This is a genomic window from Massilia timonae CCUG 45783, assembly GCF_000315425.1.
Lineage (GTDB): Bacteria > Pseudomonadota > Gammaproteobacteria > Burkholderiales > Burkholderiaceae_D > Telluria > Telluria timonae.
This window is the reverse complement of sequence record NZ_JH992922.1, coordinates 2,361,463-2,374,426: the sequence shown is the minus strand read 5'-3', so window position 1 is coordinate 2,374,426 and position 12,964 is coordinate 2,361,463. Positions and strand designations below refer to the sequence as shown.

Here is a 12,964-nt window from a genome sequence, read left to right as displayed (position 1 = left end):
CCGAGTATTGCCGTCGCAAGGGCCTGTTCGCGGAGCAGATTGCCACGTGGCGTGCCGCATGCATGTCGGCCAATGCGAGCGTGGTAAAGCAGACGCGGGAGCAGCAGGCGCAGTCGAAGGAGGACAAAAAGCGCATCCGGCAACTGGAGAAGGATTTACAGCGCAAGGAGAAGGCGCTGGCCGAGGCGGCCGCGCTGCTGATCCTGCGAAAAAAAGCCCAGGCGATCTGGGGGGACAAAGAGGAAGACTGATCAGCGTCCCAGATCGCCTGTTGTGTGTTGAGTTGATCCGTGAAGCAGAGGCCGCCGGCAGCCGGTTGGCGCCAGCCTGCATCGAGCTGGACATTACCTTGCGTACTTTCCAGCGCTGGGTGCGCAATGGCGACGATGCCGTGGCCGGCGACGGTCGTCCCTCCAGCGTGCGGCCAGAACCGGTCAGCAAGCTGAGCGAGGATGAGCGTACCGAAATCCTCGCCGTTGCCAACAGCGAGGAATTCGCCAGCTTACCGCCCAGCCAGATCGTGCCAGCGCTGGCCGATCGGGGCGTGTACATGGCGTCCGAGTCAAGCTTCTATCGCGTTCTGAAAGCGGCGGCGCAACAGCATCATCGGGGCCGCGCGAAGAAACCTTGTGAGCGCGTGCTCACGAGTCATTGCGCCGCGGCTCCGAACCAAGTGTGGAGCTGGGATATCACCTGGATGCCGGCCGCCATCAAAGGCCAATACTATTACTGGTACATGGTGCTCGATATCTTCAGCCGCAAAGTCGTCGGGCATGAGGTGCACGTGGCGGAATCGGCGGAACTGGCTTCACGGTTGATGCGCCGCACTAGCTTGGCCGAGGGGCTGGCCGGTCGTCCACTGGTGCTCCATTCGGACAACGGCAGCGCCATGAAGGGCGCCACCATGTTGGCCACGTTGGAACAGCTGGGTGTGGCGCCCTCGTTCAGCCGGCCACGTGTAAGCAATGACAATGCATACGCCGAGTCGCTGTTCAAGACCTGCAAATATCGCCCAGATTACCCGAACAAGCCATTCGGAAGCCTGGAAGAGGCGCAGGCATGGACGCAGAAATTCGTGCGTTGGTATAACCACGATCACAAGCACAGCGGCCTGAAATTCGTGACCCCGGCACAGCGCCACTGCGGGCAAGACGCGGCGATTTTGAAGCTTCGTGAGCAGGTCTATCACGAGGCTAGAAAGCGCAACCCGCAGCGCTGGTCGCAGGGCACCAGGAACTGGGAACTTGACGATCAAGTCTGGTTGAATCCGGAACGGATTCGGCCAGAAGCACTACAGCAAGCAGCTTGAGATGACGCGACAACTACGTTGACAAACACCGCAGTTGCGTATGGGCCGCGTGGATGATTGACTGGTCCAGGTCCCCTTCTGAACTAGTCATCACCGTCAGCATTTCCACCTGGTCGCAGCCTTCTGCCACCAAGTAGGCATGTCCCATGCTCGAATCAAAATAGATCGACTGCCCTTCCTTAAGCACCACCGGGTCATAGAACTCGGTGTGCAGCACCACCGTCCCCTTCATGACGTACGAGAATTCCTCCCCCTAGTGATGCACCAGGCTGCCGAATTCATCGAGCGTCTTGGCGCGTGGCCGCGTGATCACCGGGATCATCAGCTTGCGCCTCAGCTCCGCGCACAGGTAGTGGTAATCGTAGTTGGGCGTTTCGACGCGCACCGCCGATTGCAGGTCGCCCAGGCTGCGGAGCGCCGTGACCGGCGGTTCGGCCTCGGGCTCTTCGGCGAACAGTTCCGACATGCGCATGCCGAGCTTTTGGCTCAGCTGGTACAGCTTGTCGTAGGTCAGCGTCAGCTGGCCGTGCTCCACCTTCGACAAGGTGGATACCGGGATGCCGCTTTTCACGCTCATTTCCTTCAGGGGCCAGCCCTGGCGGCTGCGCAGGCTGCGGAGCAATGCACCGAGCGTTGGGGATTCAGTCGTCCACAGCAAGAACAACCAGTTCGCCGATTCGTCGACCGACAAGCCGACGTGGAACGGCCTGTCGCCGCTCGGGCGCGACTGGGTGCGCGAGATGAACCGGCTGGGCATGGTGATCGACGCCAGCCACGCGTCGGATGCGACGGTCGACCAGCTGCTGGCATTGTCCGCCACCCCGCTGCTGCTGTCGCACTCGAACTCGCGCACCAGCTACGACCACCCGCGCAATATCGACGACGCCCGCATCCGCAAGATCGCGGCCGGCGGCGGCGCGATCTGCGCCTCCACCATCTACCTGAGCGAACTGAAGATGGGGCCGCAACGCGCGGCGCTGTTCGACCGGCTCGAACACATCGGCAAGCTGGCGCCGCCCGAGCAAGCCGCGCTGGGCAAGGAGTGGCTGGCGCTCGATACGGTCGAACCGTTGTGGCAGACCAGCTTCGAACAGTACATCGCCTCGCTCAAGCACCTGATCGCGGTGGCCGGCATCGATCACGTGTGCATGGGCGCCGATTTCGACGGCGGCGGCGGCCTTACGGGACTGGACAACGTGGCGCACCTGCCGCGCATCACCCAGCGCCTGAAGGCGGATGGCATGTCGGACGCCGACCTGGAAAAGCTCTGGAGCGGCAACCTGCTGCGCGTGCTGGAAGCGGCGGAAAAACACGCGTCCTTGTAGGCGATTGTCGAAGATTTGTTAAAAATAGGCCCCGGCCATATATATGATGGCACTATAAATCCATACCCGAATTATATTGAATAGTAGATAACTCTAATATGTAAGTGTTATTGGCCAGTAACATCCATACATTATTTCGTTTCCTGTTCGCAACATCGGAGGCAAAAACCACACTTTTGGGTTTCCCACGGCCAGCTACAACGTGTACTTTTGACCGAACTCAGTGACGTTGCTCTGGCGTCACATGCCTGGATTTAACAAGTCACTGGCCGGCCTTTTGTTCTCGGAACTGGAAACCATGAAAATCAAAGATCTCAACATCGGCGTTCGCCTCGGCGCCGCCTTTGCCGTCATCCTCGCCATGATGGTCATCATGCTGGGCACCGCGCTCTGGCAGCTGAAACATATCACCGACGCCAAGGAAGAGATGGCGACGGCCACCGAGAAAGCCAAGCTGGCCCAGGAAATGCGCGCCGGCATCATCACCAACGCCGTCAGCACGGTGGCGAAGATCCGGGCCATCGACCCGGCCGACGAGCAGTCGTACGAAGAGGGCATGAAGGCGATCAGCAAGCGCGCCAGCGAGCTGCAAAAAATCTTCGAACAAGTGATCGTCGCCCCCGGCGGCAAGGTGCTGCTGACGGCGCTGATCGAACAGCGCGCCAAGTACAGCGCGGCGCGCAACCAGGCCTACAAGATGAAGACCGAACTCGGGGCCGGCAATCCGGAACTGCTGGCCTTCCTCGACACCAAGGTCATGCCCGAGATGCGCGCCTATACCGAGGCCGCCGGCAAGCTGGCCGACTTCCAGGAAAAGATGGCCGCCGATGCCAATGCCAGCATCGACGCCATCAGCGCCTCGGTGCAGCGCACCTTGATCCTGATCGGCGTCGCCGCGGTCGCCATTGGCGCCGTGTTCGGCTGGCTGCTCACCCGCAGCATCACCCACCCGCTGGCGCGCGCCGTCGGCCTGGCCCAGCAAGTGGCGTCGGGCGACCTGACCGCCGACATCCACGTCGATTCGCGCGACGAACTCGGCGCCCTGACGGGGGCGCTCAAGACCATGAACGAAAGCCTGCTCAAGACCGTTACCGCAGTGCGCGCCGGCACCGAAACCATCGTCACCGCATCGCAGGAAATCGCCTCGGGCAACCTCGACCTGTCGTCGCGCACCGAGCAGCAAGCCAGCTCGCTGGAAGAAACCGCCTCGTCGATGGAAGAGCTGACCGGCACCGTGCGCCAGAACGCCGACAACGCGCGCCAGGCCAACGTCCTGGCCAAGAACGCGTCCCAGATCGCCTCGCACGGCGGCGAAGTGGTGTCGCAGGTGGTGGCGACCATGGCGTCGATCAATGAGTCGTCGAAGAAGATCGGCGACATCATCGCCGTCATCGACGGCATCGCCTTCCAGACCAATATTCTGGCGCTCAACGCCGCGGTGGAAGCTGCGCGCGCAGGCGAACAGGGCCGCGGCTTCGCGGTGGTGGCCAGCGAAGTGCGCAACCTGGCGCAGCGCTCGGCCGGCGCGGCCAAGGAAATCCGCGTCCTGATCACCGACTCGGTGGCCAAGGTCGACGCCGGCGGGCGCCTGGTCGACGAAGCCGGTACGACCATGCAGGAGATCGTGGAGGGCATCACCCGCGTGACCGACATCATGTCCGAGATCGCCTCGGCCAGCGCCGAGCAGACCATGGGCATCGAGCAGGTCAACGAAGCCATCACCCAGATGGACAGCGTGACCCAGCAGAATGCCGCGCTGGTCGAAGAAGCCGCCGCCGCGGCCGGCTCGCTGCAGGAACAGGCGAGCGCGCTGGCGCAGATCGTGAGCGTGTTCAAGGTCGGCGACGAGACTGCCGTGCGCAGCGCCCGGCGCGCACCGGGCGGCCACGCACTGGTCGTGCGCAAGCCGGCCTCCCGCCGTGTCGAGCGCACCTTGCAGGAAGAAGTCGAAGAAGACGCGATCGCCTGATCCGCCTTGCCTGTCACCCCTGTCGCGGCGACCTACCACCTGCGCGTCGCCGCGTACACTAACGACCTCGGGCGCATTCGCCTCATCGCTCGGCCAAAAAGCCACCAAACGGACGTCCACGAAACCATCAAATTACTTCGTAAAATAGACCTGTTCGTGCAAGGCCGTCCCCACGGACGGGCGACGTCACGCCGCGCCGGCCGGACGACTAGACGTCCACCGGCGCCGCGCCGCGTGGCCGGCCGTGCGTGGAAAGCCGTGTCTCGATCAGTTCGAGCATCCCCTGGGCGGCGCTCGACAAGGCCCGGTCCTTGCGCTGCACGATCAGGATCGGCCGCACCACGGCGGCCGTCTCAAGCGGGATGGCGACCAGGTCCAGGCTGCGGAACTGGAACAGCGTCAGCTCGGGCACCAGGCTGACGCCCAGGCCGTGGCCGATCAGGCCGGCCACGGTGGCCAGATGTTCGACCTCGAGCCCGGAATGGCGCACCGCCAGATCGCGCGTGAGCTGGTCGACGTGCTGGCGCACGCTGGTCGACGGCGCCAGGTGGATCAATTCACAGCCCGCCAGGTCGGCCACCCTGATCTTGCGCTTGCGCGCCAGCCGATGGTCGCGCCGGCACACGAAGAAAAACGGATCGCTGCACAAGGTGCGGGTATCGAATTCCGACAGGTTGGCTCCCGGGGCGGTGAGCGCCAGATCGACCTTTCCCTGCCGCAGCAGGTGCAGGCACTGGTCCGACAGCGCGTCGAACAGCTGCACCGTGATGCCCGGATAGCGCGCCTTGTATTGCGCGATCACCTCCGGCAGGCCGTTCGCCGCCAGTGAAGGCAGGACGGCCAGCGCCACCCTGCCCTTGCGCCGGGCGATGAAATCGCTCATGTCGGTGAAGGCGGCGTCCAGGTCGGACAGCAGCGTGCGCGCCACTTCCACGAACAGTTCGCCTTCAGTGGTCAGCGTGACGTTGCGCGTGTCGCGCTGGACCAGCCTGGCGCCGACGGTCGCTTCCAGCTTCTGGATCACGGCGCTGAAGGCCGATTGCGACAGGTGGCAGCGTTCGGCCGCCTGCGTGAAATGACGGTGCTGGTCCAGCGCGAGAAAAGCCTGCAGCTGCCTGGTGGAGATATTCGGAAGCATCGTCCCGGCCACTTATCGAAAAAACCGCATAATCAATCGGAAAAATCCATTTTACAAGAAAAACCAAGCGACCCCAGAATGGACTCAAGTGCTGCATCGACAAGCACATCAAAAAAGATTGGAGACTTCCCATGCTGGCCTTCCTCGGCTTCGTCACTATTTTCGCGCTGCTGTTCGTCATCCTCGGCAGGAAGATGTCCGCACTGGTCGCATTGATCGCGATCCCCGTGCTCACCGCGCTGGCAGGCGGCTTCGGCCCCCAGGTCGGCACCTTCATCACCGACGGCATCCGGGCGATCGCGCCGATCGCCGGCATGCTGGTGTTCGCCATCCTGTTCTTCGGGGTGCTGACCGATGCCGGCATGCTCGACCCGATCGTCAATGGGGTCCTGAAAATCGTCGGCACCCATCCCGCCCGCATCACGCTCGGCACCGCCGTGCTGGCGGCGATCGTCCACCTCGACGGCTCCGGCGCGGTCACCTTCCTGGTGGTGGTGCCGGCGATGCTGCCCTTGTATATCAAGCTGCAGATGGACAAGCGCATCCTGGCCTGCATCGTCGCCATGGCCGCCGGCGTCGCCAACGCCCTGCCCTGGGGCGGACCGACGCTGCGCGCCTCGGCGGCGCTGCACATCCCGATGTCCGAGCTCTACCTGCCCATGGTGCCGGTGCAGATCGCCGGCATGCTGTTCGTCTTCGCCTGCGCCTGGCTGATGGGCATGCGCGAACAGCGCCGCCTCGGCCTGGACGGCGCCATGCTGGCCGGCGCCAGCGCCGGCGCGGCAAGCCATCATGTGCACGAGATCGACGAAGAACAGCTGAAGCTGCGCCGGCCGCGGCGCTTCATCGTCAACGTGCTGCTCGTGATCGTGGTGCTGGCGACGATGATCACCAACACGCTCGATCCGGTCGCCTGCTTCATGCTCGGCACCGTGGTGGCCCTGTTGATCAACTATCCGGACGTCGCCGAACAGCGCAAGCGCGTCGATGCACACGCCAAGGCCGCCCTGATGATGGCGAGCCTGCTGTTCGCGGCCGGCGTCTTCACCGGCATCATGAAAGGCACCGGGATGCTGACCGCGATGGCCCAGCTGCTCGCGGCCAGCATCCCGGCCAGCCTGGCCAGCCACCTGCCCTTCGTCACCGGCCTGGCGTCCATGCCGCTGAGCCTGATTTTCGACCCCGACTCGTTCTACTTCGGCGTGCTGCCGGTGCTGGCCGAAGCCGGCGCGGCCCTCGGCGTGCCGCCGGTGCAGCTGGCCCAGGCCTCGCTGATGGGCCAGATGACCACCGGTTTCCCGGTCAGCCCCCTGACCCCGGCCACCTTCCTGCTGGTCGGACTGGTCGGCATCGACCTCGGGGAGCACCAGCGCTTCACGATCCCGTACCTGTTCGCCACCACGGTCTTCATGACCTGCGTCGCGGTGCTCGTCGGCCTGTTCCCCTTCTGAAGACCCCATTGACCACATCCAGGAAACCATGATGAAAACCCTACGCATCGGTGGCGGCGCCGGCTATTCGGGCGACCGCATCGAACCGGCCCTCGAACTGGCCGAACGCGGCGAGCTCGATGTCCTCATCTTCGAGTGCCTGGCCGAACGCACCATCGCCCTGGCCCAGCAGGCCAGGATGAAGGATCCGGCGCTCGGCTACGATCCGCTGCTCGAAGCGCGCATGCTGGCGGTGCTCGAGACCTGCGCCGCCAAGGGCATCAGGATCATCACCAATATGGGCGCCGCCAACCCGCTCGCGGCCGCCGCCAAAATCAAGGAAATCGCCCTCTCGCTGGGCATCGAGGGCCTGAAGATCGCCGCCGTCACGGGCGACGACGTCCTCGATCAGCTGCGCCAGGGCGACTACCTGGACGATACCGGAGAACCGGTCAAGGCCCTGGGCGAGCGTCTGCTGTCGGCCAATGCCTATCTCGGCGCGGCGCCGCTGGTCGAGGCGCTGGCGCAGGGCGCCGACATCGTCGTCACCGGTCGCGTGGCGGACCCCGCCCTGGTGCTGGCGCCGGCGATCCACGCCTTCGGATGGGCGATGGACGACTGGAATCGGCTGGGACAGGGCACGCTCGCCGGCCACCTGCTCGAATGCGCCGGCCAGGTCTGCGGCGGCTACTTTGCCGATCCCGGCCGCAAGGACGTCCCCGACCTGGCGCGGCTGGGCTTCCCGATCGCCGTCATCGGCGACGACGGCAGCCTCGAGATCACCAAGGTGGCCGGTTCCGGCGGCAGCGTGACCACCGCCACCTGCACCGAACAGCTGCTGTATGAAATCCACGACCCGGCCGCCTACCTGACGCCCGACGTCGTGGCCGACTTTTCCGCCGTGACCATGCGCCAGAGCGGGCCGGATCGCGTGGCGATCGACGGCGCCGGCGGCCATCCGAAGAGCGGCATGCTGAAGGTGTCGATCGGCTATGTCGACAGCTATGTCGGCGAGGGCCAGATCTCCTACGCCGGGCCGGGCGCCCTGGCGCGCGCGCGCCTGGCGCAGGAGATCGTCGCCAGCCGGCTCGCGCTGACCGGGGTCGCGCTGACCGAGGTGCGCTACGACCTGATCGGCGTGAACAGCGTCAACCCGCTGCAGGGCGACAGCCTGGCGCCGGGCGCCGAGCCGCTCGAGGTGCGCCTGCGCGTGGTGGGGCGCGCCGACAGCATGCGTGAGGCGGTCCTCGTCGGCAACGAGGTCGAGACCCTGTACACCTGCGGACCGGCCGGCGGCGGCGGGGCCACCAGGTCGGCGCGCGAAGTGGTCGCCATCCGCTCCACCCTGCTGCCTGCGGCGCAGGTCGCCCCGGCCATCCACTTCGAGGAGACCTGACATGAAACTACGCGATATCGCGCATTCGCGCGCCGGCGACAAGGGGGACATCTCGAACCTGTCCCTGATCGCTTACCGCCAGGAAGACTACGCCCTGCTCGAACACGCCGTGACGGCGGAGCGGGTACGCCGGCATTTCGCCGGCATCGTGCACGGCGAGGTCACGCGCTACCTGCTGCCGCAACTAGGCGCGATGAACTTCGTCATGCAGCGCGCCCTCGGCGGCGGCGTGACCCGTTCGCTGGCCCTGGACGCCCATGGCAAGTCGCTCAGCTCGGTGCTGCTCGACATGGATATCTAGCCACCGTCGTCCAGCAGCACGCTTCACCCATAAAAAAATCGAAGGAGACAGGCATGAACACATCGGCGGCGATTCGCATCGCCATGCTCGCACTCGCCTATGGCGCCGCCAGCAAAGCGGCGACGGCGCAATCGAACCTCACGATCTATGGCGTCGCCGACGCCGGCATCGTGTCGGAACGCGGCGGCGCGGCCGGCAATATCACGAAGGTCAGCAGCGGGGTGGCGTCCGCCTCGCGCCTGGGCTTTCGGGGCTCGGAAGACCTGGGCGGCGGCGTCTCGGCGCTGTTCGTGCTCGAGGCGGGCATCTCGATCGACACCGGCGCCCTGGCTTCTTCGAGCCAGGCCTTCAACCGCCAGTCCTTCGTCGGCCTCAAAAGCCGCGAGTCCGGCAGCCTCACCATCGGCCGCCAGTACACGCTGACCTACAACGCCCTGGGCCAGGTGGGCGATCCTTTCGGCAGCGGCATGTCGGGGAGCGCCAAGAACCTGTTCCCGGTCGCGGGCGCCAACCTGCGCGCGAACAATTCGATCATCTACGCGACGCCGGTGAAGAACGGCTTCAGCGCGGAAGTTTTGTATTCGCTGGGCGAAGTCAGCGGCGCGAGCAGCGGGGCCGGACGCCAGTACAACGTCGGCCTCAATTATTCGAAGGGAGCGGTCAACGCCCGGCTGGCGCACAACCACCGCAACAACGACAACGCCACGCTCGCCGGCACGGCCAGCGGACGCAACACGCTGTTCGTGGCCAATGTCGACTTCAAGGCGATCAAGGTGTTCTTCGCCTACAGCCGGGACCAGGGACCGAACAGCGCGCCGCTGAACAATGCCACGCCGCTGCCCTATGGCCGGGAGTTCAATCCCACGCTCGAGGGCGACGACACGCTGGTCGGGGCCACCATCCCGGTGGGCGCCGCCGGCACCTTCGTGACCTCGGTCATCCGCAAGAACGACAAGACGGCGCTGAACCAGGACGCCGTGCAGTACGCGGTGGGTTACCTCCACGCCCTGTCCAGGCGCACCAGCGCCTATACCTCGTACGGGATGATCGACAACAAGAATGGCGCCGGCTACACGGTGGGTAACAACGCCGAGGCGGGTTCAGGCGACCGGGCTTTCAATATCGGCTTGCGGCACAGCTTCTGAGCTAGGCCGGCCTGAAACGCAGCGCCAGCCAGCGCGCCGGCCTCGCGGTGCAGGTTGGTGCAGTCGCCGAAGTCACGCAGGAACGGCGCCAGCACGCGCTCGTTTCGAGCGTCACGAGTCGTGCCATCGCCGTTGTTGTACGATTCGTCCATGGACTACGAAATCAATGGCCGCTTGCGAAAAACCCATCGCGGCCTTCACAGCGAACAGCGTTCCCGGAGCTTGACCGCCGGGGAGACAGCGATGGCTCGACTGCTGTTCAAGGACTCCGTCGACTATCGGCGGGTGCGCGTCCATGCTCGCCGCTACATGCCTTTCCAGCCGAAGAACTGCTGCATGACGCCCAACGGCAGCTTGTACTTTCACCGTTCCTGTTTCCTGCCCGATTACACCCGGGGCGACCCGCCAGCGGTGCACTGGTATCTCCATGAGATGGTGCATGTTTGGCAGCATCAGCTTGGATACGCGGTGCGTCTACGCGGTGCGGTGCGTGTTGGACTGCCATACCACTACGAACTGGCGCCGGGTAAAACGCTTGCAGACTACAACATGGAGGCTCAAGGCGACTTGTTGGCAGATTACTTTTCCCTCAAGCACTTACGCTCTTCGGCAGCGATGCGCCAGCGGCGTTACGCAGGCAGTCTAGTGCTGTATGAAGAGGTGCTTGCGGGCTTTCTAGCCGATCCCAGCAGCGTGGCGAATCTGCCTCGTGATTGGGGGCGCTGCTTACTGGCGACGGTTCCGAAGTCGCAGGACTAATGCCGTAGCGGCCCCCGCACCGATGGATGAAAGTACGATGATGTTCCCGACAGTCTCGACGTATACGCCCGTTGCGAACATAAGCATGGCGATGTACACAAGCACAGCCGTCAGAAACGCGGCGGCAAGGGAGATGAGGGTGGTTTTCATTTGAAGGCTTCCAACGTTGGGCAGTTGTAATGCAAGTGAGCATTGGAGCCACCAGCAAACACAATCTCTCCACGAACGACACGCAGTTGTTGGGTAAGAGAAGCCATTGCCATCGCTTGGACAGCAGTTCTTCGAGCTTTCGATGCGCTCCGAGTGGGTTACGGATGGGTACTGTCCAGCGACGGATTTCTACCTTGCCCCCTTCCTTCAGGTAGCGCTTGTATCCGGCCTCGGCCATGTATCGGTAGTTGTCAACAAAGATGTCGCGTCAAGTCATGCGGCTTTTCTTAATTGCTCTGGCGGTTTCCGTTCCGGATTCAACCAGACTTGATCGTCAAGTTCCCAGTTCCTGGTGCCCTGCGACCAGCGCTGCGGGTTGCGCTTTCTAGCCTCGTGATAGACCTGCTCACGAAGCTTCAAAATCGCCGCGTCTTGCCCGCAGTGGCGCTGTGCCGGGGTCACGAATTTCAGGCCGCTGTGCTTGTGATCGTGGTTATACCAACGCACGAATTTCTGCGTCCATGCCTGCGCCTCTTCCAGGCTTCCGAATGGCTTGTTCGGGTAATCTGGGCGATATTTGCAGGTCTTGAACAGCGACTCGGCGTATGCATTGTCATTGCTTACACGTGGCCGGCTGAACGAGGGCGCCACACCCAGCTGTTCCAACGTGGCCAACATGGTGGCGCCCTTCATGGCGCTGCCGTTGTCCGAATGGAGCACCAGTGGACGACCGGCCAGCCCCTCGGCCAAGCTAGTGCGGCGCATCAACCGTGAAGCCAGTTCCGCCGATTCCGCCACGTGCACCTCATGCCCGACGACTTTGCGGCTGAAGATATCGAGCACCATGTACCAGTAATAGTATTGGCCTTTGATGGCGGCCGGCATCCAGGTGATATCCCAGCTCCACACTTGGTTCGGAGCCGCGGCGCAATGACTCGTGAGCACGCGCTCACAAGGTTTCTTCGCGCGGCCCCGATGATGCTGTTGCGCCGCCGCTTTCAGAACGCGATAGAAGCTTGACTCGGACGCCATGTACACGCCCCGATCGGCCAGCGCTGGCACGATCTGGCTGGGCGGTAAGCTGGCGAATTCCTCGCTGTTGGCAACGGCGAGGATTTCGGTACGCTCATCCTCGCTCAGCTTGCTGACCGGTTCTGGCCGCACGCTGGAGGGACGACCGTCGCCGGCCACGGCATCGTCGCCATTGCGCACCCAGCGCTGGAAAGTACGCAAGGTAATGTCCAGCTCGATGCAGGCTGGCGCCAACCGGCTGCCGGCGGCCTCTGCTTCACGGATCAACTCAACACACAACAGGCGATCTGGGACGCTGATCAGTCTTCCTCTTTGTCCCCCCAGATCGCCTGGGCTTTTTTTCGCAGGATCAGCAGCGCGGCCGCCTCGGCCAGCGCCTTCTCCTTGCGCTGTAAATCCTTCTCCAGTTGCCGGATGCGCTTTTTGTCCTCCTTCGACTGCGCCTGCTGCTCCCGCGTCTGCTTTACCACGCTCGCATTGGCCGACATGCATGCGGCACGCCACGTGGCAATCTGCTCCGCGAACAGGCCCTTGCGACGGCAATACTCGGCCAGTTCGCTTGTGTTCAGCGCAGCCGTTTCCAGTACCACGGAAAACTTGTCTTCCGAAGTCCATTCCTCGGCATTCTTTCCACTACCTGGCACCAGCGTTCCTTGATTACGAAGTTGACGGCGCCAAGTATAAAGGGTCTGTTCGGTGATCCCGCTCTCGCGGGCCAACTCCGACACCAGCCTGTTCTGCGGCGGCATCATCTGCCGAAGTAGCGCTTCTTTCCGTTCTGCTGAATACTGCTTCACACGATCTCTCTTGCCCGTCCCCGGTTGGTATTTACTTCATCAGGTGACGCGACAACTATTCTGACACCGGGGGTTCAGAAAATTCACCTTGGAATGATGAGTATGAGTTTACTGATTTCATTACTACGCGAAATGGACTTGAACGACATTTTACACGTGATGCAAAAAAACATCTTCGTGAGCTAGCCAGAGCACTACACATCCAAAGGGCTT

At 63.4% G+C, this 12,964-nt stretch carries 10 protein-coding genes and 2 pseudogenes; 8 read left to right on the top strand and 4 right to left on the bottom strand.

The window, feature by feature from the left end; translation table 11 throughout:
- A pseudogene (locus tag HMPREF9710_RS10035) lies at positions 1-1,309 on the top strand (IS3 family transposase); the annotation flags it as partial.
- A 13-nt stretch (positions 1,310-1,322) separates the two neighbouring features.
- On the opposite strand, the pseudogene HMPREF9710_RS28390 reads toward HMPREF9710_RS10035, so the two are convergent.
- Both HMPREF9710_RS28390 and HMPREF9710_RS28385 read right to left on the bottom strand, forming a co-directional pair.
- Positions 1,323-1,550, bottom strand: a pseudogene (locus HMPREF9710_RS28390) (cupin domain-containing protein); the annotation flags it as partial.
- 12 nt (positions 1,551-1,562) lie between these two features.
- The gene (locus HMPREF9710_RS28385) at positions 1,563-1,880 is read right to left on the bottom strand and encodes a helix-turn-helix domain-containing protein (RefSeq protein WP_229409764.1); all 318 of its coding nucleotides are present in this window, start codon (positions 1,878-1,880) and stop codon (positions 1,563-1,565) included.
- Here HMPREF9710_RS28385 and HMPREF9710_RS10025 point away from each other — a divergent pair.
- A complete protein-coding gene (locus HMPREF9710_RS10025) occupies positions 1,867-2,634 on the top strand; it encodes a dipeptidase (protein ID WP_005665999.1) in 768 nt (255 codons plus the stop codon). The genes HMPREF9710_RS28385 and HMPREF9710_RS10025 overlap by 14 nt on opposite strands.
- A 298-nt stretch (positions 2,635-2,932) precedes the next feature.
- Positions 2,933-4,603, top strand: coding sequence for a methyl-accepting chemotaxis protein (locus tag HMPREF9710_RS10020; protein WP_051205063.1), 1,671 nt, complete (start codon positions 2,933-2,935; stop codon positions 4,601-4,603).
- A gap of 208 nt (positions 4,604-4,811) precedes the next feature.
- On the opposite strand, the gene HMPREF9710_RS10015 is transcribed toward HMPREF9710_RS10020, so the two are convergent.
- Positions 4,812-5,741, bottom strand: coding sequence for a LysR family transcriptional regulator (locus tag HMPREF9710_RS10015; RefSeq protein WP_005665996.1), 930 nt, complete (start codon positions 5,739-5,741; stop codon positions 4,812-4,814).
- A 107-nt stretch (positions 5,742-5,848) separates the two neighbouring features.
- Between HMPREF9710_RS10015 and HMPREF9710_RS10010 the strand changes: the two genes are divergently transcribed.
- From HMPREF9710_RS10010 to HMPREF9710_RS09990, 5 genes are all read left to right on the top strand, one after another.
- Entirely contained in the window at positions 5,849-7,192 is a 1,344-nt protein-coding gene (locus HMPREF9710_RS10010; protein WP_267871916.1) for a CitMHS family transporter, read from the top strand.
- A 31-nt stretch (positions 7,193-7,223) separates the two neighbouring features.
- Positions 7,224-8,567, top strand: coding sequence for an acyclic terpene utilization AtuA family protein (locus HMPREF9710_RS10005; RefSeq protein ID WP_005665992.1), 1,344 nt, complete (start codon positions 7,224-7,226; stop codon positions 8,565-8,567).
- 1 nt (position 8,568) lies between these two features.
- Complete coding sequence (locus tag HMPREF9710_RS10000) at positions 8,569-8,868, top strand: AtuA-related protein (RefSeq protein ID WP_005665990.1); 300 nt, start codon at positions 8,569-8,571, stop codon at positions 8,866-8,868.
- Positions 8,869-8,921: 53 nt separating this feature from the next.
- The gene (locus HMPREF9710_RS09995; protein WP_005665988.1) at positions 8,922-10,013 is read left to right on the top strand and encodes a porin; all 1,092 of its coding nucleotides are present in this window, start codon (positions 8,922-8,924) and stop codon (positions 10,011-10,013) included.
- Positions 10,014-10,163: 150 nt separating this feature from the next.
- Positions 10,164-10,772: a Rhs element Vgr protein gene (locus HMPREF9710_RS09990; RefSeq protein ID WP_229409763.1), complete on the top strand. Its 609-nt coding sequence runs from the start codon at positions 10,164-10,166 to the stop codon at positions 10,770-10,772.
- Positions 10,773-11,195: 423 nt separating this feature from the next.
- Here HMPREF9710_RS09990 and HMPREF9710_RS09980 read toward each other — a convergent pair.
- Positions 11,196-12,751 (bottom strand): IS3 family transposase gene (locus tag HMPREF9710_RS09980; RefSeq protein WP_229409762.1). Its coding sequence is split into 2 segments (ribosomal slippage): positions 11,196-12,289 and positions 12,289-12,751, totalling 1,557 coding nucleotides; the frame shifts between segments, so codons are not numbered across the junction.
- Positions 12,752-12,964 lie beyond the last annotated feature (213 nt).